This window comes from Methylobacterium sp. NEAU K (genome assembly GCF_030700285.1).
In the GTDB taxonomy this organism is placed as follows: domain Bacteria; phylum Pseudomonadota; class Alphaproteobacteria; order Rhizobiales; family Beijerinckiaceae; genus Methylobacterium.
This window is the reverse complement of record NZ_JAUYZJ010000014.1, coordinates 116,683-136,749: the sequence shown is the minus strand read 5'-3', so window position 1 is coordinate 136,749 and position 20,067 is coordinate 116,683. Positions and strand designations below refer to the sequence as shown.

General features: G+C 68.8%; 18 protein-coding genes, 1 tRNA gene and 1 pseudogene. 13 read left to right on the top strand and 7 right to left on the bottom strand.

Features of this window, described 5'->3' with window-relative positions; genetic code table 11:
• Positions 1-400: sugar phosphate nucleotidyltransferase (locus tag Q8W67_RS13745; RefSeq protein WP_305546333.1), on the bottom strand; the 400-nt coding region annotated here is incomplete at its 3' end.
• 234 nt (positions 401-634) lie between these two features.
• Here Q8W67_RS13745 and selA point away from each other — a divergent pair.
• Both selA and Q8W67_RS13735 read left to right on the top strand, forming a co-directional pair.
• The gene (gene selA / locus Q8W67_RS13740; RefSeq protein WP_305546331.1) at positions 635-2,098 is read left to right on the top strand and encodes an L-seryl-tRNA(Sec) selenium transferase; all 1,464 of its coding nucleotides are present in this window, start codon (positions 635-637) and stop codon (positions 2,096-2,098) included.
• Positions 2,099-2,210: 112 nt separating this feature from the next.
• Complete coding sequence (locus Q8W67_RS13735) at positions 2,211-2,681, top strand: MarR family winged helix-turn-helix transcriptional regulator (RefSeq protein ID WP_305546329.1); 471 nt, start codon at positions 2,211-2,213, stop codon at positions 2,679-2,681.
• A 12-nt stretch (positions 2,682-2,693) separates the two neighbouring features.
• Here the strand turns inward: Q8W67_RS13735 and Q8W67_RS13730 are convergent, their stop codons facing one another.
• From Q8W67_RS13730 to Q8W67_RS13710, 5 genes are all read right to left on the bottom strand, one after another.
• The gene (locus tag Q8W67_RS13730) at positions 2,694-4,076 is read right to left on the bottom strand and encodes a pentapeptide repeat-containing protein (protein WP_305546327.1); all 1,383 of its coding nucleotides are present in this window, start codon (positions 4,074-4,076) and stop codon (positions 2,694-2,696) included.
• Between the two features lie 339 nt (positions 4,077-4,415).
• Positions 4,416-6,734 (bottom strand): FdhF/YdeP family oxidoreductase, encoded by a 2,319-nt coding sequence (locus Q8W67_RS13725; RefSeq protein WP_305546325.1) that lies wholly within the window; start codon positions 6,732-6,734, stop codon positions 4,416-4,418.
• Positions 6,735-6,847: 113 nt separating this feature from the next.
• Positions 6,848-7,135 carry an MTH1187 family thiamine-binding protein gene (locus Q8W67_RS13720; RefSeq protein WP_305546323.1) on the bottom strand — a complete coding sequence of 96 codons (288 nt, stop codon included), beginning with the start codon at positions 7,133-7,135 and terminating at the stop codon, positions 6,848-6,850.
• 160 nt (positions 7,136-7,295) lie between these two features.
• A tRNA-Gly gene (locus Q8W67_RS13715) sits at positions 7,296-7,369 on the bottom strand.
• Between the two features lie 44 nt (positions 7,370-7,413).
• Positions 7,414-8,256 carry a 3-keto-5-aminohexanoate cleavage protein gene (locus tag Q8W67_RS13710; RefSeq protein ID WP_305546321.1) on the bottom strand — a complete coding sequence of 281 codons (843 nt, stop codon included), beginning with the start codon at positions 8,254-8,256 and terminating at the stop codon, positions 7,414-7,416.
• A gap of 279 nt (positions 8,257-8,535) precedes the next feature.
• Here Q8W67_RS13710 and aroQ point away from each other — a divergent pair, with 279 nt between their 5' ends.
• From aroQ to Q8W67_RS13655, 11 genes are all read left to right on the top strand, one after another.
• Positions 8,536-8,985 carry a type II 3-dehydroquinate dehydratase gene (aroQ, locus tag Q8W67_RS13705; RefSeq protein ID WP_305546319.1) on the top strand — a complete coding sequence of 150 codons (450 nt, stop codon included), beginning with the start codon at positions 8,536-8,538 and terminating at the stop codon, positions 8,983-8,985.
• A gap of 145 nt (positions 8,986-9,130) precedes the next feature.
• Positions 9,131-9,832: an orotate phosphoribosyltransferase gene (locus tag Q8W67_RS13700; protein WP_305546317.1), complete on the top strand. Its 702-nt coding sequence runs from the start codon at positions 9,131-9,133 to the stop codon at positions 9,830-9,832.
• Between the two features lie 13 nt (positions 9,833-9,845).
• The gene (gene pyrC / locus Q8W67_RS13695) at positions 9,846-10,925 is read left to right on the top strand and encodes a dihydroorotase (RefSeq protein WP_305546315.1); all 1,080 of its coding nucleotides are present in this window, start codon (positions 9,846-9,848) and stop codon (positions 10,923-10,925) included.
• 121 nt (positions 10,926-11,046) lie between these two features.
• Positions 11,047-12,492: an amidase gene (locus Q8W67_RS13690; protein WP_305546313.1), complete on the top strand. Its 1,446-nt coding sequence runs from the start codon at positions 11,047-11,049 to the stop codon at positions 12,490-12,492.
• A 423-nt stretch (positions 12,493-12,915) separates the two neighbouring features.
• Entirely contained in the window at positions 12,916-14,691 is a 1,776-nt protein-coding gene (locus tag Q8W67_RS13685) for an acetolactate synthase 3 large subunit (protein WP_305546311.1), read from the top strand.
• A gap of 128 nt (positions 14,692-14,819) precedes the next feature.
• Positions 14,820-15,362, top strand: coding sequence for an acetolactate synthase small subunit (gene ilvN, locus Q8W67_RS13680; protein ID WP_305546309.1), 543 nt, complete (start codon positions 14,820-14,822; stop codon positions 15,360-15,362).
• Between the two features lie 47 nt (positions 15,363-15,409).
• Positions 15,410-16,009, top strand: a complete 600-nt coding sequence (locus tag Q8W67_RS13675) for a type II toxin-antitoxin system PemK/MazF family toxin (RefSeq protein ID WP_305546307.1) — start codon at positions 15,410-15,412, stop codon at positions 16,007-16,009.
• Positions 16,010-16,013: 4 nt separating this feature from the next.
• Positions 16,014-16,655 (top strand): glutathione S-transferase family protein, encoded by a 642-nt coding sequence (locus tag Q8W67_RS13670; RefSeq protein WP_305546305.1) that lies wholly within the window; start codon positions 16,014-16,016, stop codon positions 16,653-16,655.
• A gap of 83 nt (positions 16,656-16,738) precedes the next feature.
• Positions 16,739-17,401, top strand: coding sequence for a TetR/AcrR family transcriptional regulator C-terminal domain-containing protein (locus Q8W67_RS13665; RefSeq protein ID WP_305546303.1), 663 nt, complete (start codon positions 16,739-16,741; stop codon positions 17,399-17,401).
• Positions 17,402-17,431: 30 nt separating this feature from the next.
• Positions 17,432-18,451: a ketol-acid reductoisomerase gene (gene ilvC, locus Q8W67_RS13660; RefSeq protein ID WP_012322218.1), complete on the top strand. Its 1,020-nt coding sequence runs from the start codon at positions 17,432-17,434 to the stop codon at positions 18,449-18,451.
• 168 nt (positions 18,452-18,619) lie between these two features.
• Positions 18,620-19,273, top strand: a complete 654-nt coding sequence (locus Q8W67_RS13655) for a pyridoxamine 5'-phosphate oxidase family protein (protein WP_305546294.1) — start codon at positions 18,620-18,622, stop codon at positions 19,271-19,273.
• A 4-nt stretch (positions 19,274-19,277) separates the two neighbouring features.
• Here the strand turns inward: Q8W67_RS13655 and tam are convergent.
• Positions 19,278-20,055 (bottom strand): annotated as a pseudogene (gene tam / locus Q8W67_RS13650) (trans-aconitate 2-methyltransferase).
• Between the last annotated feature and the right edge of the window lie 12 nt (positions 20,056-20,067).

Below are 20,067 nucleotides of genomic sequence, written 5' to 3'. Positions count from 1 at the left end.
GCACGGCCGCCACGAAGGCCGGCGTGTCGGGCACGACGTGGTCGGCGGCCATGATCAAAACCACCGCCCGCGGGTCGGTGCGCGCCGCGTGCAGCGCCGCCACCGCAACCGCGGCCGCGCTGTCGCGCCCCTGCGGCTCGAGCAGGATGTCGGCGCAAAGCCCCAGCTGGTCGCGCTGCTCGGCCACGATGAAGCGCGCCTCCGCCGACGCGATCACCGTCGGCCGGGCGAACACCGACGCGTCCGTGACCCGGGCCAGGCTCGCCTGAAAGGTCGACCCCTCCGCATCGACCAGACGCGCAAACTGCTTCGGCATGCTCTCCCGAGACGCAGGCCACAGACGCGTCCCGCTCCCGCCACAGAGAATCACGGGATGGATGAGGGTGGCGGATCGGGACATAAGCGGCGTCTCCCGCGCGTGGTGGCGTATCGACGAGGTTGTGCGGCCCCCGGGCCTCAGCGCAGCAATACGGAGCGCTCACTGCACGCGCCCCTCAAGGGCGTGCTATGCCGGCTTCCGCGGATTTCACGACGAGGCCATAACGTCGGGCGGTGCCGGGAACAATCCTGCGCGGATCATGCCCATGCCGCCGGGCTGGCCCTGCGCGCGGGACTTGTTATCTCTGGTCGGCACATGACCCGATCAGCGCCGACCCGCCCGATATCCGCTGACGCCGCGCAGGCCCCGCGCCGGATTCCCTCGGTCGAGCGCCTGCTCGGCGGCGCCGCGGCCGAGGACCTCGCCGCCTACGGCCGCACGGCGCTGACGGAGGCGATCCGGGTCGTGCTCGCCGGGATCCGGGCCGATGCGACGGCCGTGCCGGACGAGGCGGCGATCCGTGCCGCCGCGACCGAGCGGCTCGCCGCCGAGCGGCTTTCGTCGTTGCGGCCCGTCTTCAATCTCACCGGGACGGTGCTGCACACCAATCTGGGCCGTGCCCTTCTGCCGCGCTCCGCCGCCGAGGCCGTGGCCGCCGTGATGGTCCAGGCGAGCAACCTCGAATTCGATCTGGCGACGGGGGCCCGGGGCGAGCGCGACGATCACGTGGAGGCCCTGGTCTGCCGCCTAACGGGCGCGGAGGCTGCAGTGGTGGTCAACAACAACGCGGCCGCGGTCCTGCTCGTGCTCAACGCCCTCGCGATGCGCAAAGAGGTGGTTGTCTCCCGCGGCGAACTCGTGGAGATCGGCGGCTCGTTCCGGGTGCCGGACGTGATGGCGCGGGCCGGTTGCCGCCTGCGCGAGGTCGGCACCACCAACCGCACGCATCTGCGCGACTTCGCGGAGGCGATCGGCCCCCGCACCGGCCTCGTCATGAAGGTGCATCCGAGCAATTACGCGATCACCGGATTCACCGCCGCGGCCGATCCGGTTGCCCTCTACGCCCTCTGCCGCGAGCGTGGCGTGCCGCTGGCGGAGGATCTCGGCAGCGGCAGTCTGGTCGACCTCGCCGCCTATGGTCTGCCCCCAGAACCCACCGTTCGGGCGGCCCTTGCGCGGGCCGATGTGGTGACCTTCAGCGGCGATAAGCTGCTCGGCGCGGTCCAATGCGGCATCGTGGCCGGCCGGAAGGACCTGATCGCCCGGGTGCGCAAGAACCCGCTGAAGCGGGCGCTGCGGGTCGATAAGATGACTTACGCGGCACTGGAGGCGGTTCTCCGGCTCTATCTCCACCCCGAGCGGCTGGCCGAGGAACTGCCGACGCTCCGCCTCCTGACCCGCCCGCGCGCGGCGATCGACGCGCAGGCCCGCGCCCTCGCCCCTGCGGTGGCGGAACGGCTCTCCGGTTGGGCCGCGGTCTCGGTCACGGAATGCATCAGCCAGATCGGCTCCGGCGCCCTGCCGGTGGAGACCCTGCCCAGTGCCGCCCTCGTTCTGGTGCCGGACCCCGGCGGGGCGGGCGGGCGCCGGGGCGCCGGAGGGCGATGCAAGCGCCTAGCCGAACGCCTGCGCGCTTTGCCGGTGCCGGTGATCGGCCGCATCAGCGGCGATGCCGTCATCCTCGACCTTCGGACCCTGGAGGACGAGGCCGGCTTTCTCGACAGCCTGTCGGCCATGTCCCCGGCAAGTGGCGAGGCGCCGAACTCGGATGGTTGTTGAGGAACGATATCTCCAACGGCAATTATGCGTTGGCCGGGCGTGTTATGGTAGAATGATCAACCCGCGGTCGCGGTCGAGATGAGCGGTACCCGGACCGCGATGGGCGAACGATATGGCGTACTCTGTGGACACGATCGAGACGGAGCAAGCCACGGATCCGCTCCTCCTCGATAATCAGCTCTGCTACGCGCTTTACGCCGCCGCACACCGGATGACCAAGTCTTACCGGCCGTTCCTGGAGCGCCTCGGCCTGACCTATCCGCAATACCTCGTCCTTCTGGTGCTGTGGGAGCAGGACGGGGTCACCGTCTCGGAGATCGGCCGGCGCCTGCGGCTCGATTCCGGCACGCTCACGCCGGTGCTCAAGCGCCTCGAGAGCGCTGGCTTCCTGGTCCGTACCCGCCGCCAGTCCGACGAGCGCGAGGTCGAGATCGCGCTCACGCCGCAGGGAGCAGCCCTGCGCGCCGAGGCGGTCTCGGTGCGCGAGAGCGTGATGTGTCAGCTCGAACTCAGCGAGCCGGAGATCCGTGCGCTGCGTAAGGATCTCAGCGTCCTGGTCGAGCGGCTGAGCGCGAACGACTGAGGGGACGAGCCCCTATCGGCGCAGACGGTTTCCCAGGACGAAGCCGTACAGGCCCATCAGGATGATGCCGACCGCGCCCTCCAGGCCGACCAGCAGGTTGGTGACGCGCCCGGTCGGCTTGAGGCCGATCTCCGGGGGATTGGCGGTCATCATGTTGAGCGCGCTGTAGCTCATGAGGTCGAGCGGGTTATAAGTCGGCCCCGCCTCCGGTCCCTCCAGCACGAACAGGCCGCCGGTGAGGCCGTACAGGCCGGCAAAGACGACGATCAGCAGCGCGAAGGCCCGTGCGATCCGCGACAGGCTCTCGCCGTAATCGCACAGCCATTCGACGAAGCGGTCGGCGGTCCAGCGGTAGCCGTGCCGCAGCAGGCCGGCCCAGTCCCGCTCGTTCCAGGCGGCGCGCGCCTGCCATCCGGCATGGAACCGGCCCATCCGGCGGCCGCGCTTGTAGGCCCAGCTTGCCGCATCGTGGTTGCCGATGCTCTTCCAGTTCTGCTCAAGGGCGAGGTAGCTCGCCTGTGCCGCCTCGTAGGCGCCTGCCACCTCCTCGCCCACGGAGCCGCCGAGCTGTTCGACGCTCATCCGCGTGCCGTTGAGCCAAGCGCCGGAGAAGCGGGCGTGCCGAAGCTGGCAGGTGGCGAGGTTGAGCCGGACGAGGTCGGTGTCCGACAGGTCCGCGCCGGAGAGATCGGCCCCGTCGAGCTTGGCTCCCGTGAACTTGGCGCCGCGCAGGCGCGAGCCGGCGAGGGACGCCTTGGTCAGGCTGGCGCCCTCGAAATCGGCGTGGGTCAGGTTGGCGTCGGCGAGCTTGGCCTCGTCGAGCCGCGCGTCGCGGAACACGGTGTCGTCCGCGTCGGCTCCGGAGAAATCCGCGCCCCAGAGATCGGCACCGGCGAAGTTCGCTCCGTCGAGGAGCGCGCTGGATAAATCGGCAAAGCGCATCGCCGCCTGCCCGAAGCGGGCGTCCTCCAGCATGGCCGCAGAGAAGTTGACTTGGCCCGCGACGATGCCGGTGAAGTCCGCACCCGACAGGTCGGCCTCGGACAGGTCGGCTTCCTCCAGGATCGCGCCGATGAACCGGGTCGAGCGTCCCACCGCGCCCGTGAGGCTGGCGCGGCGCAGGTTCGCCCCGGACAGGTCGGCCTCCTCCATCCTGGCACGGGAGAGATCGGCACCCGGCAGCGGTAATCCGCCGGATTCAGCATCCCGCCAGCTCGGAGCGGGATCGCCGCCGAGGATCCCGGCTGCGAGCGCGCTGCTGCTGGCATCCACATGCGCCAGGTCGAGTCCCGGATCCCGGACCGGGGCTCCGGCTGCGATCTGGTCCAGGAGCCCGCGCAGGCGCGGGTCCGCGTGCACGTCCGGTCGCGCGTCTCGTGGTGTCGCCTGATCCATGCCCGCTCTTTGCCGGAGAGAACGTCGCCGCGCCAGACGCACCGGTTCAGGGCTGGGCTCTCGCGTGTCGGGGAATTGTCTAACGAAGTCGGCAGCGTCTCAAATCTACTCCCCGCCCCGAGATACGGTTGAGGATTGTACAAACTAGCCCGTCATCCCGCGGTGCCGCGGGCGATGCCGGATTTTGCGGCCGTGAACGGCGCAACGCTTCAATCTGACAGCGGTCCTGGATCCCGGGTTCCGCGTCGCGGCCCCGGGATGACGGCATGGATGTTCGGGCGCCGATCAGCTTCTCGGGCGCCCGAGACAACAATCGTCTCGCAATCGATCAGCCGTGTCTCAGACCCTGGGCGCCGACGCGCTCACCCGCACGGTGATCGCCTTCGCGGCGGGCGTCTTGGACTGCTCGTCGTGGTGCCAGAGCGGCAGCAGGACGTTCAGCTCCGGGTAATAGCCACCGCAATTCCCCTCGGGGATGTCGTAGGCGATCACCCGCAGGCCGCCGACCCGCCGTGGGACCTGATCGGCGGCCTCCGTCTCGACATCGACGGCCGCGCCATCGGTGAGCCCGAGCCGGGCGATGTCGGCCCGGTTCATGAACAGGATCTCGCGGGTGCCCTTCACGCCGCGGAAGCGGTCGTCGTAGCCGTAGACCGTGGTGTTGAACTGATCGTTCGACCGCAGGGTGATCAGGTCGAGCACGTCCGAGCCCCGGGCCGGCAGGTCGGGATCGGCTTCCAACCCCGCCGGAACCGCGAAATTCGCCTTGCCGGTCTCCGTCTCCCATTTCCGGTCGCGGGCGCCGAGCGGCTTGGTGAGACCGCCGGGCCGGAACATCTGCCCGTTCAGGTCGTGGAACACGTCCGGGTAGGTCGCCTCGATCGCGTCGCGCACCCGGCCGTAATCGGCGACCCAGGAATCCCAGTCGATCCGCGGGTTCGGCGGCAGGCTCGCCTTGGCGATCTCCGCCACGATCCAGGGCTCGGAGCGCACGTGCGGTCCGACCGGATCGGCCACGCCCCGCGAGCCGTGGAACCGGGCGGTCGAATCCTCGATCGCCACGGCCTGCGGCCCGCTGGCCTGGCGGTCGATCTCGATGCGGCCGAGGCAGGGCAGGATGTAGGCCACGGCCCCGTTTACGAGGTGCGAGCGGTTGAGCTTGGTCGAGATCTGCACCGTGAGCCGCTGCCGGCGCCAGGCCGGCTCCATGCGGCCGGTATCGGGGATCGCGCGCAGAAAGTTGCCTCCGAGGCTGACGAAGGCCCGGACGCTGCCGTCGAGGATGCCCTCACAGGTCTCCACGGTATTGAGGCCCTTCTCACGCGGCGGCTCGAAGCCGTACAGCTCCTTCAGCTTGTCCAGCGGGACCAGCTCTGGCTTCTCGGAGATGCCGACCGTGCGCTGCCCCTGGACGTTCGAGTGGCCGCGCACCGGGCAAATCCCGGCGCCGGGCTTGCCGATGTTGCCGCGCAGCAGCAGGAGGTTGACCAGCATCCGCACGGTCTCGGTGCCCTTGCGATGCTGCGTCAGCCCCATCCCGTAGATGCCGATGACCGCCTTCGCGCGGGCATAGGCCCCGGCGGCGGCTTCCAGGGCGCCGCGCGTCAGCCCGGAGCGCCGCTCGATCGCCGCCCAGTCCTGTCCGTCGCAGAACCGCACGAAGTCCTCGAAACCATGGGTGTGCTCGGCGATGAAGGCATGGTCGAGAACGCCCGGCCGCCCCGCGGCGATCGCCTCCCGATCCATGGCGATCAGGATCTTGCACAGGCCGGTGATCGCCGCGAGGTCGCCGCCGGCCTTCACCTGGTGGTACTGCGTGGAGATCTTCGTCGCGGAGCGCGTCAGCATCTCCACGGGCGATTGCGGGTCGGTGAAGCGCTCCAGCCCACGCTCGCGCAGCGGGTTGAAGGTGATGATCTGCGCGCCCCGGCGCCGCGCCTCCTGGAGCGGGTGGAGCATCCGCGGCGCGTTCGAGCCGACATTCTGGCCGAAGAAGAACAGAAGGTCGGTGCTCTCGAAATCCTCCAGCAGGACCGTGCCCACCGGCGCACCGATCGATTGCGGCAGCGCCACCGATGTCGGCTCGTGGCACATGTTGGAAGAATCCGGCAGGTTGTTGTTGCCGTAGAGGCGCGCCAGCAGCGCCCACATGTAGCTGGTCTCCAGCGAGGCCCGGCCGGAGGCGTAGAACACCACCGATTTCGGGTCCTCCCGACGCAGCGCCTGCAGCTCCCGCCCGATCTCGCCGACCGCCTCCTCCCAGGTGACCGGCCGGTACCGGTCGGTCTCGGGGTCGTAGCGCATGGGATGCGTGAGGCGGCCCTGCTCCTCGAGCGCGTAGTCGCTCCAGCCGAGCAACTCGGTCACGGTGTGGGCGGCGAAGAAATCAGGGGTCGCGCGATGCCGCGTCTGCTCCCAGGCGGTGGCCTTGGCCCCGTTCTCGCAATACTCGAACGCCAGCGGCTTGGCCGGCTTCGCCCAGGCGCAGGACGTGCACATGAACCCGTCCGGCTTGTTCTGCTTCAGCAGAATCGCCGAGCCGGTGACCGGAACACCCTCCCGGGTCAGAATCTCCACGAGGGAGCGTGCCGAGCCCCAGCCGCCCGCCGGGCCGTCATAGGGCTCGATCCGCACGTCGTCGGTGTTCTGGTCGGCCATACCGCTCTCCTCCCGGCACGTCAGCGACCGGACCGGGGGAAACGCGCGACGGAGCGGATGGGATCACGGCCGCGTCGCTGCGGCCTCGGGAGCCTTCGTCCGCGGGTGATCCGTCAGGAGACGGCCGCGAGCTTGTCGGCCATGGACTGCTCCTTATCGCGGCGCGTCGAGAAGATCAGCGTGAAGAAGGTGCGGTGCACACCCAACTCGGCGAGCCGCGCCTCGCACCGCTCTGCCAGCGCGCAGATCTCCGACAGCTCGGCGTCGATGTTCGTGCCGTTGGGATGCATCGTGGCGGTCAGGCCGCTCGCCTCGATAATCGCCTTGATTTCGCGCACGTAGGGAGAGACCGACGGGCCGACGCCCATCGGCACGATGCACAGGTCGGCGGATACCTTCATGGTGGTTGTCCCCCGAGAGGATGTCAGGTGCACCGGGTCGCATGACCTGGTTCTTGATCGGCGACAGGCTCGACCTGAAGAGGGAGATGCCTGGTTGGTTCGGCGACGCCGGGGCTCACCACCGACTCTGTCGATCCCCAATCCTGCCAGGGAGCAGGCGTGGAGCGGGTGAAGGGAATCGAACCCTCGTATTCAGCTTGGAAGGCTGCTGCTCTACCATTGAGCTACACCCGCGCGGGCGGACCGTTAGCACGCCGCCCGGCCCGTGAGAAGGTGGCTCAGGCCAGCCCCAACGCCGCGCGCGCCTCCGCCGGCGTGGCGACCCGGCGCCCGTGGCTGCGGACCTTGTCGGCGGCGAGGCCGACCAATTCGGCGTTGCTGGCCGCCAGCCGGTCCTTGGTGAGCCGGATGTTGTCCTCGAGCCCGGTGCGCACCGCATCCGCACCGCGGGCCAGAGCCCATTCCATCACCACCGCTTGGTTGCGGCCGATCCCGGCGGCCGTCCAGGTCGCCTCGGGCAGGATCCGCCGCGTCTCGGTGAGCAGGATGTCGAGCAGATGCTCCTCGGCCGGCATCGCGTTCTGGACGCCCATCACGAACTGCACGTGCGGGCGCGCGTCGATCAGGCCCGCCTCCACCAGCCGCTTCGCCCCGTGCAGGTGCGACAGGTCGAAGATCTCGATCTCGGGCCGCACGCCGTGCTGCTTCATCTGGCTCGCGAGGTCGGTCACGAGACTCGCGGGATTCTCGTACACGATGGTCGGGAAGTTCACCGAACCGGTGGACAGCGAGGCCATGTCGGGCCGGTGCTTCAGCGACAGGCCCCGGGCCGCGGGGTCGCGCCCGCGCCCGCCCGTCGAGAACTGTACGATCATCCCGGAGCAGTGCTTGCGCAGCCCCTCCTGCACGGCGGCGAATTTTTCGGGATCGGAGGAGGGCGACTCATCGTGGTTGCGCACGTGGATGTGGGCCAGCGTCGCGCCCGCCTCGAAGGCCTGATGCGTCGACTCGATCTGCTCGGCCACGGTGACCGGCACGGCCGGGTTGTCCGCCTTGCGCGGCACGGAGCCGGTGATCGCCACCGCGAGCACCACGGGCGTCGCGCTCCGGGATCCTGCCATCGCGTATCCTCTCTGATCGTCTGTCTTGGTCGTGACCGGAATAGCGCCGCGCGCGGCGAAACTGAACCGCTCGGGCGGGTAGGAGGGCACCCGGCGCGGGACATCTCGGGGCCGGTGACAGGACATAATCAGGGGCGTGTTTGACCCTTGCCCCACGCGTCGGCCACAACCCGTCGAACCAACCCGCTCCTCAGGATGAGGACGTGGTTGGGAGTAGCGAAGGTCTCGGGGCATCCGCGCGCTGGCGCGGGCCGCACCTCTCGGGCGGCGAGGAAGACGATGAACGACACCATCTTGGTTCTGAACGGGCCGAACCTGAACCTGCTCGGCAAGCGGCAGCCGGAGATCTACGGGCACGAGACGCTGGCCGACGCCGAGGCCCTGTGCCGCGAGACCGCGGCGGGTTTCGGGCTGCGCGTCGATTTCCGCCAGAGCAATGCCGAGCACGTCCTGATCGAGTCGATCCACGAATTCCGCACGGGTTCTGCCGGCATAGTAATCAACGCGGGCGCCTATACGCACACCTCGGTGGCAATTCTGGATGCACTCAACACCTGCGAGGTGCCGGTGATCGAGTGCCACATCTCGAACGTCCACCGGCGGGAGGCCTTCCGCCACCATTCCTACGTCTCGCTCGCGGCCACGGCCGTGATGGCGGGTTTCGGGACGTACGGCTACGCCCTCGCCATCCGGCACCTCGCGCATATCAAGTCCCGCGACGCCGCATGAAGCGCGGATAGCGGCCGGGACAGGGTTGACGCTGGCGAAGACAGGGCGGAGGAGGGCGTTCAGGCCCTCAGTTTCTTCGCGTTCTCCTCGCCGGACGGATCTTCACGCCGACGGAGAGCGCCTTCAGCGGGAGCGCGCACGCCGCATGACCACGTCCTTCCTGCCCATCGACCGGACGCTCATCGCCCGCGAGGCGGCCAAGATGTTCCTCGAGATCCAGGCGGTCCATTTCTACAAGGACGAGCCGTTCAAGTTCACCTCCGGCTGGGCGAGCCCGGTCTATATCGACTGCCGGAAGATCATCTCGTTCCCGCGCCTGCGCTCGACGCTGATCGACTTCGCCGCCTCAACCATCGTGCGCGAGATCGGCTACGAGTCGCTCACCCATATCGCGGGCGGCGAGACCGCCGGCATCCCGTTCGCCGCCTGGATCGCCGACCGGCTGATGCTGCCGATGCAGTACGTGCGCAAGAAGGCCAAGGGCTTCGGCCGCAACGCCCAGATCGAGGGCGAGGTGGTCGAGGGCGCCCGGACGCTGCTGGTGGAGGATCTGGCCACCGACGGGCGCAGCAAGGTCAACTTCTGCAAAGCCCTGCGCGACGCGGGCGCCCAGGTCGATCACTGCTTCGTGCTGTTCTACTACGACATCTTCCCCGGCAGTGCCGGGCTGATGCAGGAGATCGGGATCAAGCTGCACTACCTCACCACCTGGTGGGACGTGCTGGCGGTCGCCAAGGAAATGGGAACCTTCGACGCGAACACGCTTGCCGAGGTCGAGAGCTTCCTCAACGCGCCGGCGGCCTGGTCTGCGGCCCACGGCGGCATCTCGTCGTTCGGGCAGGCCTGAGGGGCTTTTCGCGATGAGCGTCGCCGACCTGTTTCCCGCCGAGCGCCAAGAGGCGAAGCCGGCCGACCGGATCACGATCCGCCGGCCCGACGACTGGCACATCCACCTGCGCGACGGCGCCATGATGAAGGCGGTGCTCCCCTACACGGCGGCGCAGTTCGCCCGGGGCATCATCATGCCGAACCTCGTGCCGCCGGTGACCACGGTGGCCGCCGCCCGCGCTTATCGCGAGCGGATCCTGGCCGCGCTCCCCGAGGGTATGGACTTCACCCCGCTGATGACCTGCTACCTGCGGGACGATACCGACCCGGACGAGATCGCGCGCGGCTTCGCCGAGAAGGTCTGGGTGGCGGCCAAGCTCTACCCGGCGGGCGCGACCACGAACTCGCATGCGGGCGTCACCGACCTGATCGGACTCGCCCCGGTGCTGGAGCGGATGGAGCGGATCGGCATGCCGCTCCTGATCCACGGCGAGGCGACCGACCCGGAGATCGACATCTTCGACCGGGAGGTCGCGTTCATGGAGGGCAGCCTGATCCCGCTGCTCGGCCGGCACCAGGGCCTCAAGGTGACGGTGGAGCATGCCACCACGGCGGAGATCCTCGACGTGGTCCGGGCCAACCGGAGCCGCGTGGCGGCGACGATCACGCCTCATCACCTCGTGATCAACCGCACCCACATCTTCCAGGGCGGACTGCGCCCGCACCTCTACTGCCTGCCGGTGGCCAAGCGCGAGCGGCACCGCCTCGCCCTGCGGAAGGCCGCGACTTCGGGCGAGGCGTGCTTCCTCCTGGGCACCGACACGGCCCCGCATGTGCGCGGCGCCAAGGAGGCTTCCTGCGGCTGCGCCGGCGTCTTCTGCGGGCCGACCGCCCTGCAGACTTACGTGCAGGTCTTCGACGAGGAGGGCGCCCTGGACCGGTTCGAGGCCTTCGCATCCCTGAACGGGGCCCGCTTCCATGGGCTCGAGCCCAACGCCGGGACCGTGACCCTGGAGCGACGGGCAGGCCGAGTCGCCGAGGCGGTGGCCGTGGAGGATACGTCCGTCGTCGTCTTCAGGGGCGAGGAGACGCTGCCTTGGTCGGTGGCCTGAGCGTGCGCGGCGGCCTGTCACCCTGGACGATCCGGCGCCGGACCTGAGCTTGCTTTTCCTGGCGCGGCGCCCCTGAAACGGGCTGCCGCGCGCGGACCTTCGATCCGGAGATTCCAGTACGATGCAGGACGAGCGACAGGACGGCATCACGGCGCTCGGGGCCGTGGACCTCGCCGCCGCCATCCGCGGCCGGGTCGTCTCCTGCGTGGAAGTGATGCGCGCCTATCTCGAGCGGATCCACCGGCTCAATCCCAGGGTCAACGCCATCGTGGCCCTGCGGGACGACGCGGGACTTCTGCTGGAGGCCGAGGCAGCCGATGCCGCCCTGGCCCGCGGCGAGATCGTTGGCCCGTTGCACGGCTTCCCGCTCGCTGTGAAGGACCTCGACGCTGTGCGCGGGCTGCCGTTCACGCAAGGATCGCCGATCTTCGCCGACCGGATCGCCGAAACGGATACGATCATGGTCTCGCGGCTGCGTGCGGCCGGGGCGATCTTCATCGGCAAGACCAACATCCCCGAATTCGGCCTCGGCTCGCACAGCTTCAACCCGGTCTACGGCACCACCGGGAACGCCTACGATCCGGACAAGAGCGCGGGCGGATCGAGCGGCGGCGCGGCGGTGGCGGTCGCCCTGCGGATGCAGCCGGTCGCCGACGGCAGCGACCACGGCGGTTCGCTGCGCAACCCGCCGGCCTTCAACAATTGCTACGGCCTGCGCCCGAGTTGGGGCCGGATACCGGTCGAGGCCAAGGACGTGTTCAGCCCCGGGCTGTCGGTGCTCGGCGCGATCGGGCGGACGCCCGCCGATATCGGCCTGATGCTCTCGGTCCAGGCCGGCTACGATCCGCGCTGCCCGAATTCCATCCGCCAGGACCCCTCAGCCTTCGCGGGCCCGCTCGCCCGCGACTTCAGCGGGACGCGGATCGCGTGGCTCGGCGATTTCGGCGGCCAGATCCCGTTCGATCCCGGCGTGCTCGAACTCGGCCGCGCCGCACTGGCCACCTTCACGGAGATCGGCTGCGTGGTCGAGGAGGCCGTGCCCCGGTTCGACATGGAGCAGCTCTGGCGCGACTGGCTGGTCCTGCGGGCGCTGACGGTCGCGGCGGCGCTCCGGCCGCTCTACGACGAGCCCGGCCACCGGGCGCAGCTCAAGCCGGAGGCCGTCTGGGAGGCGGAGCGCGGGCTCGCGCTGAGCGCCGACCAGGTCACGGCCGCCCTGGAAGGGCGTACGCGCTGGTACGAGGTCCTGCGCCGCTTCATGGAGCGCTACGACTACCTCGTCATGCCGAGCGCGCAGGTCTTCCCCTTCGACAAGAACCTGCGCTGGCCCGAGACGGTCGGCGGACGCCTTATGGACACCTACCACCGCTGGATGCAGACCGTGATCCCGGTGACCATGTCGGGTTTGCCCGCCCTCGACGTCCCGGCCGGGTTCGGGGATGCCGGCCTGCCGACCGGGATCCAGATCGTCGGAAGGAATCACGGCGAACTCGCGTGCCTGCAACTGGGCGCGGCGTACGATGCGGCGAGCAACTGGGTGCGCCGCTGGCCAACGCCCACGCAGTGAGGACATATCGCCGCTTCGACAGACGCGTTGACCGGCCCCCTTGTCTCCGGTATGAGGCCCGACACTCTACGCGACTCGCATGAACCCGCACCTGGGTTCGTCGGGCGGCGGGAGGCAGGTTTCGGATATCCGATGAACGCGGTTCTTATTGTAGCGGTAGCGTCACCGGCGGGGCGGCCCTGAATTAGGGGCTGCAATCCGAGCGGTGGCGCATGCAGGGTCCCTCGGGGCCCTTTTTTGTTGCCCGCGGCCCGGTGAGCGCAGGACTGCGAACGAGATCCACGCATTCGAGATACCGACGACCAAAGTACCTTCGGGCGAGGCGGATGCCGGCTCGCATGACGAAGGTGCCGTGACGGAAACGGATCTGCCCGGCGGTCGCGTGATCGCCGCGGAGGCTCCGGAAAGCGCGAGGAGGAGAGCATGGGCGGCGAGGTCATGACCGGGGCCGAGATGGTCATCCGGGCATTTCAGGATCAGGGCGTCGACACTCTGTTCGGCTATCCGGGTGGTGCCGTACTTCCGATCTACGACGCCCTGTTCCACCAGAACGCGGTCAAGCACGTGCTCGTCCGCCACGAGCAGGGCGCCGTCCACGCCGCCGAGGGCTATGCGCGCTCGTCCGGCAAGGTCGGCTGCGTCCTCGTCACGTCGGGGCCGGGCGCCACCAACATCGTCACCGGCCTCACCGACGCGATGCTCGATTCGATCCCGCTCGTCTGCATCACCGGGCAGGTCCCGACGCACCTCATCGGCACCGACGCCTTCCAGGAATGCGACACGGTCGGCATCACGCGCCACTGCACGAAGCATAATTACCTGGTCAAATCGATCGAGGACCTGCCGCGCATCCTGCACGAGGCGTTCTACGTCGCGGCGAACGGCCGGCCCGGTCCGGTCGTGGTCGATCTGCCCAAGGACGTGCAGTTCGCCACCGGGCTCTATGAGCGCCCCGAGATCTCCAGCCACAAGACCTACCGACCGGCAGTCAAGGGCGATGCCGACCGGATCCGCGCCGCGGTCGAGTTGATGGCGACCGCGCGCCGTCCGGTCTTCTACACGGGCGGCGGCGTCATCAATTCCGGTCCCGAAGCCTCGCGGCTCTTGCGCGAACTCGCGGCTGCGACCGGCTTCCCGGTCACCTCGACCCTGATGGGACTTGGCGCCTTCCCGGCCTCGGACTCCAAGTTCCTGGGCATGCTCGGCATGCACGGGACCTACGAGGCCAACCTCGCGATGCACGAGTGCGACGTGATGATCTGCGTCGGCGCCCGTTTCGACGACCGGATCACCGGCCGCCTCGACGCGTTCTCGCCCTTCTCCAAGAAGATCCACATCGACGTCGACGCCTCCTCGATCAACAAGGTGGTCAAGGTCGATGTCGGCATCGTGGGCGACTGCGCCTCCGTGCTCGCCGACATGCTGGAGGCGTGGCGCGCGCTGCCGTCGCGGCCGGAAAAATCCAACCTCGATCCGTGGTTCCAGAAGATCGGGACCTGGCGGGCGCGCGACTGCCTCGCCTACTGGCCGTCGGGGACGATCATCAAGCCGCAATTCGCCGTCCAGCGCCTCTACGAGGCGTGCAAGGACCGCGAGACCTACGTGACCACGGAGGTCGGGCAGCACCAGATGTGGGCCGCCCAGTACTTTAAGTTCGAGGAGCCGAACCGCTGGATGACGAGCGGTGGCCTCGGCACGATGGGCTACGGCCTTCCGGCGGCGATCGGCACGCAGCTCGCCCACCCGGCGGGCCTCGTGATCGATATCGCCGGCGAGGCCTCGATCCTGATGAACATGCAGGAGATGTCGACTGCGGTTCAGTACCGGCTGCCGGTCAAGGTGTTCATCCTCAACAACGAGTACATGGGCATGGTCCGGCAGTGGCAGGAGCTTCTGCATGGCTCGCGCTACTCACAGAGCTACTCGGAGAGCCTGCCGGACTTCGTCAAGCTGGCGGAGGCCTACGGCGCCAAGGGTATGCGCTGCGAGAAGCCGGGCGAGCTCGACGGTGCGATCGCCGAGATGCTGGCCCATGACGGGCCGGTGATCTTCGACTGCATCGTCGACAAGACCGAGAACTGCTTCCCGATGATCCCCTCGGGCAAGGCGCATAACGAGATGCTCCTGTCCGACTACCTCGGCGAGACCGGCGTCGAACTCGGTGACGTGATCTCCGAGGAAGGCAAGATGCTGGTGTAGCTTTCTTGGTGGCGGCCCTTCGGGGCCGCTGCTCGCCGCATGGGCGGCGGCGCGCAGTCGCACTTGCCTCGCGCAAGCAGCGCTCCGATCGCCGCTATGAGCAGGACTGGACGAGGACGAAGCCGGCGATGAACGCGATGAACACCCATTATCCCGATGCCGGCCGTGTTGAGCCGGTGAACCGGCACACGCTCGCGGTGATCGTCGACAACGAGCCCGGCGTGCTCGCCCGCATCTCCGGCCTGTTCTCGGGCCGGGGCTACAACATCGAGAGCCTGACCGTCTCCGAGACCGAGGAGGCGCGCCACATCTCGCGCATCACCATCGTCACCACGGGCACCAACGCCGTGATCGAGCAGATCAAGGCGCAACTCGACCGGCTTGTGCCGGTCCACCGGGTCGTGGACTTGACGCTCCAGGGCAACGCGATCGAGCGCGAGATCTGCCTGGTGAAGGTCAAGGGCGAGGGCGAGCATCGCAGCGAGGCCCTGCGGCTGGCCGCCGCCTTCGGGGCCAAGACGCTCGACGCCACCCTCAACTCCTTCGTGTTCGAGCTGACCGGCGCCACCGAGGATGTCGACCGCTTCGTGCGCCTGATGAGCGTGATCGGCCTGGTCGAGATCTGCCGCACCGGAATCAGCGCCATGGGACGCGGGGCCGAGCCGCTGTAGGATCTTGCTGGTTGAGCTAAGATCTACGAAGAGTGGGAGAAACGCGCGTGAAAGCCGAGCTCACGCGCACCGGCGATGAATTCGTGATCCGGATCCCCGCGGGCGAAGGCGATCGGCACGGTCTCGCGGACGGGCAGACCGTCGAGATCCTGCCGCGGCGGCGAAAGGAGACGCGGCAAGACATGCGCGCCGGAATGGATCGGCTCGGGCCGGCCTATCGTCCCCCCGTCGTGGATTGGGGCCGGATTTCGATGCCGAGATCATCCATGACGACGTGCGATGATGTCCGCGACATCGCGGAGGCCGGGGATCTCGTCTGCGTTGATCTTCGGCCGACCCCGGGGCGCGAACGATCCGGCAGTCGACCGGCACTCGTTCCGACGAGCCGCGAATTCCATGCGCGGAACGCGACAGCCATCGTCTGCCCGGTGACACGCAACATCGACCCTTGGCCGACGAAAGCCATACTCCCGCCGGGGCTCGTGATCTCCGGTGCGACCCTGACCGATCAGATCCGGAGCGTCGATCGCGCGGCACGCGGCTCTCGCCGCATCGACGGCGCTCCGGTCGAAATCCTCGACGCCGTCCGCCAAAAGATTTGCGAACCTGCTCGGGTTCAACCCGCTTTCCTGACCCAAGGATACTGATCTCGTGGCTCGCACCCTCTACTACGCCCCCGGCGCCTGCTCGCTGGCCGCCCACATCGTCCTGGAGGAATCCGGCCTGCCGTTCGAGGGCGTCGAACTCAACCTCGCGGCCGGCGACCAGCGCGCGCCGGAATATCTCGCGATCAACGAGCGCGGCCGGGTGCCGGCGCTGGTCGAGGATGGCTGGGTGCTGACCGAGTGCGCGGCCATCATGCGCCACGTCGCCCGCAGCGTGCCGGAGAAGGGACTATGGCCCACCGACCTGCGCCGGCAGGCGGTGGCCGATGAGTGGCTCGGCTGGCTCGCGGTCAACCACCACGTCGCCTACGCGCATGTGCGCCGGCCGGAGCGCTACACCGCGGACGAGGAGGCCTATCCGGAGATCCGCGGCAAGGGCGCCGACACCTACGGCGACCTCTGCACCATGACCGAGGTCCGGCTGTCGCAGGGCGGCTGGGCGCTCGGCGAGCAGTACAGCGTGGTCGACCCCTATCTCCTGCTCTTCTGGGTCTGGGGCCGCGGCACGGCGCTCAAGTTCGACATGGCCGGCCGCTTTCCCGCATGGACGGCGCATGCCCGCCGCATGGCGGAGCGTCCGGCGGTGCGGACGGTTCTCGCCCGCGAGGGGCTGCCTCTGCCGGGCTGACCTGCTTCCATCGAACGCCTCTTGCGGCCGCCGGTGAATCGGCGTACCCGGCGTACTGTACGGTACGGTACGCGCTCGGGAACATGCGGTCGAACCTCGCAACAGATCAGGAGACGGTCGGGGCCGCCGATGCGCCGGAGCTGCCTTCGGTGCGCCAGCGGGCGGTCCTCGACGCCGTCCTAGGCCTCATGGTCGAGGATGGAGACCAGCTCACCATGGATGCAGTGGCCCGCCGGGCGAGCTGCTCCAAGGAAACGCTGTACAAGTGGTTCGGCGACCGCGACGGCCTGCTCACGGCGACGGTGCAGTGGCAGGCGTCGCGCGTCCATGCCGGCCGCGACGCCGTGCAGTCCCTCGACGGGGCCACGCTGCGGGAGCACCTTCAGGATTTCGCCGTCACTTGGCTCACGGTGATCACGAGCGAATCGTCGGTCGCCCTGAACCGGATCGCCGTTGCCCATGCGGGCTCGCGCAAGAGCAATCTCGGCGGCATCGTCCTGGCGAACGGGCGCTTCGCGATCGGCGAGCGGGTGAAGCCGGTGCTGGAGGCCGGTCGCGCGGCGGGGCTTCTCGCATTCGCGGATAGCGAGGCCGCCTTCCGGACCTTCTTCGGCCTCGTCGGCCGGGATATCCAGATCCGACTTCTGCTCGGCGAGGTGCTCGACCTCGACGGGGACGAGATCCGGCGCGATGCGGGCCGCGCCGTCGAGCAGTTCCTGGCCCTCTACGGCCGGGCCGAACCCTGACCCGAAACCAACAGCGAAGAGGAAGCAGACATGCGGGTTTATTACGATCGCGACGCCGACCTGAACCTGATCAAGGGCAAGAAGGTCGCCATCGTCGGCTACGGCAGCCAGGGCCATGCCCACGCGCTCAACCTGCGCGATTCCGGCGTGAAGGACATCGTCATCGCGCTCCGCGAGGGCTCCGCCACCGCCAAGAAGGCCGAGCACGAGGGCTTCAAGGTCCTGTCGGTGGCCGAAGCCGCCAAGTGGGCCGACGTAGTGATGATGCTCACCCCCGATGAGCTGCAGGGCGACATCTACCGGGAGTCCCTCGAAGGCAACATGAAGCAGGGCGCCGCGCTCCTGTTCGCCCACGGCCTCAACGTCCACTTCAACCTGATCGAGCCGCGTAAGGACCTCGACGTCCTGATGGTCGCCCCGAAGGGTCCCGGCCACACGGTGCGCTCCGAGTACCTGCGCGGCGGCGGCGTGCCGACCCTGATCGCCATCGCGCAGGACGCCTCCGGCAACGCCCACGACCTCGGCCTGTCGTACGCCTCGGCGAACGGTGGTGGCCGCGCCGGCATCATCGAGACCACCTTCAAGGAGGAGTGCGAGACCGACCTGTTCGGCGAGCAGGCCGTGCTGTGCGGCGGCTTGGTCGAGCTGATCAAGGCCGGCTTCGAGACCCTGGTCGAGGCAGGCTACGCCCCCGAGATGGCCTATTTCGAGTGCCTGCACGAGGTGAAGCTGATCGTCGACCTCATCTACGAGGGCGGCATCGCCAACATGAACTACTCGATCTCCAACACGGCCGAGTACGGCGAGTACGTCACCGGACCGCGCATCGTCACGCCCGAGACCAAGGCCGAGATGAAGCGCGTGCTGAACGACATCCAGTCGGGCACCTTCACCCGCAACTGGATGCTGGAGAACAAGGTCAACCAGACCTCGTTCAAGGCGACCCGCGCCAAGCTCGCCGCGCACCCGATCGAGGAGGTCGGCGCCAAGCTCCGCGGCATGATGCCGTGGATCTCCGAGAAGGCGTTGGTCGACAAGACCCGCAACTGATTTCTTCGGATCGCGCGGCCGGGCTCTGCTCGGCCGCGCCACGGGGGCCGGTCACGCGAAAGCGGGACCGGCCCTTCGCGTTCCCGGTTGCCCGGGGCGGGACATCCCGGCCATAAGCCCCGCAGCGGTCCCGCCTGCATGAGGACCGAGATACCGGAGAGGACACGTATGGCATCGCTCTATTCCGACGCGCACCGGGCGCTTCAGGAGGAGTTCGGCACCACGAAGCTCGCCGTGCGCCTCGACGAGGACTGGGTCCACGAGACCTTCCAGCCGGAGGAGGGGGCCTTTATCGGCTCCCGCGACATGTTCTTCCTCTCGACCGTCGATCCCGACGGCATGCCGACCGTCTCCTACAAGGGCGGCCCCACCGGCTTCGTGAAGGTGCTCGACGCCAACACGCTCGTGTTCCCGGGCTTCGACGGCAACGGCATGTTCTACTCGATGGGCAACATCGAGGGTCAGGCCAAGGTCGGCCTGCTGTTCATCGACTTCGAGACGCCGCACCGGATCCGGGTGCAGGGCCACGCGACGCTGCTGCGCGACGATGCCCTCATGGCCGAGTACACAGAGGCGAAATACCTCGTGCAGGTGGCGGTGAAGAAGATCTGGGTCAACTGCCCGCGCTATATCCACAAGTACAAGAAGCTCGAGCAGAACAAGTACGTCCCGACTCCCGGGCGCGAGACGCCGCTCGCCGCCTGGAAGCGCCTCGACCTCGCGGGCGACGTGATCAGCGACGCCGACAAGGCCCGGGTCGCCCGGGAGGGCAAGCTGGAGGTGGCCGAGTACGAGGCGCTCGTCGCACGCGGCGAGGCGTGAGACGCTACGGGGCCTTGCGGGCGACGAGGAACACCCGCGGGAAGGCGAGCAGGCGCCGTCCGTCACTGCGTGGCAGGTAGGCTTCGGCGATCCTGGCCTGGTAAGCGGCCAGGAACCCGGCCTCCTCGTCCGGCGCCAGCGGGTCGAGGAAGGGCCGCAGCCCGGTGGCGCTGACCCACCGCACGATGGCGCCCGCATCGTCCATGCGGTGATGATAGGCGGTGCGCCAGACATCCACCTCCGCGGCGTGCGGGGCCAGCAGGTCGTAATAGGCGGCGGGCTCCAGCATCCGCCCGAGGCGCCCGGCCACGACCGGATCGCCGATCGCCCCGGCCCAGGGGCCGGCCCCTGCGGTCTCGCGCATCAGGCGGTGCGAGGGTTCTGCGAGGTTGTCCGGCATCTGCACGGCGAGCACGCCGCCTGGCGCCAGCAGGCCGAACAGCCGGGGTAACAGCAGCGGATGGTCGGGCAGCCATTGCAGCACGGCGTTGGCGTAGATCAGGTCCGGCGCGCGCTCCGGAATCCAGGTCGCGGCGTCGGCCTGCGCGAAGGCGAGATCGGGGAGTCGGCGCTGGGCGCTCTCCAGCATCGCCGGGGAGGTGTCGAGGCCGATCACCTCCGCGCCGGGGAAGCGCGCCACGATCAGCGCAGTGGAATTGCCGGGGCCGCAGCCGAGATCGTAGGCGCGGCGCGTCGAGCTGGACGCGGGCGAGAAGATCCGCCGCCGGGCGGGTGCGTTCGTCCTCGAACCGGCTGTAGAGGGCGGGGTTCCAGTCGGCCAGCTGGCTCCCCCC

Bases quoted from the DNA above. Each gene is read 5' to 3' on its own strand.
- Q8W67_RS13720 (WP_305546323.1), bottom strand. From the start codon at position 7,135: ATGAAGGTATCCGCCGACCTGTGCATCGTGCCGATGGGCGTCGGCCCG.
- Q8W67_RS13735 (WP_305546329.1), top strand. From the start codon at position 2,211: ATGGCGTACTCTGTGGACACGATCGAGACGGAGCAAGCCACGGATCCG.
- Q8W67_RS13655 (WP_305546294.1), top strand. From the start codon at position 18,620: ATGGCATCGCTCTATTCCGACGCGCACCGGGCGCTTCAGGAGGAGTTC.
- Q8W67_RS13685 (WP_305546311.1), top strand. From the start codon at position 12,916: ATGGGCGGCGAGGTCATGACCGGGGCCGAGATGGTCATCCGGGCATTT.
- ilvC (WP_012322218.1), top strand. From the start codon at position 17,432: ATGCGGGTTTATTACGATCGCGACGCCGACCTGAACCTGATCAAGGGC.
- selA (WP_305546331.1), top strand. From the start codon at position 635: ATGACCCGATCAGCGCCGACCCGCCCGATATCCGCTGACGCCGCGCAG.
- ilvN (WP_305546309.1), top strand. From the start codon at position 14,820: ATGAACGCGATGAACACCCATTATCCCGATGCCGGCCGTGTTGAGCCG.
- Q8W67_RS13710 (WP_305546321.1), bottom strand. From the start codon at position 8,256: ATGGCAGGATCCCGGAGCGCGACGCCCGTGGTGCTCGCGGTGGCGATC.
- Q8W67_RS13665 (WP_305546303.1), top strand. From the start codon at position 16,739: ATGCGGTCGAACCTCGCAACAGATCAGGAGACGGTCGGGGCCGCCGAT.
- Q8W67_RS13700 (WP_305546317.1), top strand. From the start codon at position 9,131: ATGACCACGTCCTTCCTGCCCATCGACCGGACGCTCATCGCCCGCGAG.
- Q8W67_RS13730 (WP_305546327.1), bottom strand. From the start codon at position 4,076: ATGGATCAGGCGACACCACGAGACGCGCGACCGGACGTGCACGCGGAC.
- pyrC (WP_305546315.1), top strand. From the start codon at position 9,846: ATGAGCGTCGCCGACCTGTTTCCCGCCGAGCGCCAAGAGGCGAAGCCG.
- Q8W67_RS13690 (WP_305546313.1), top strand. From the start codon at position 11,047: ATGCAGGACGAGCGACAGGACGGCATCACGGCGCTCGGGGCCGTGGAC.
- Q8W67_RS13725 (WP_305546325.1), bottom strand. From the start codon at position 6,734: ATGGCCGACCAGAACACCGACGACGTGCGGATCGAGCCCTATGACGGC.
- aroQ (WP_305546319.1), top strand. From the start codon at position 8,536: ATGAACGACACCATCTTGGTTCTGAACGGGCCGAACCTGAACCTGCTC.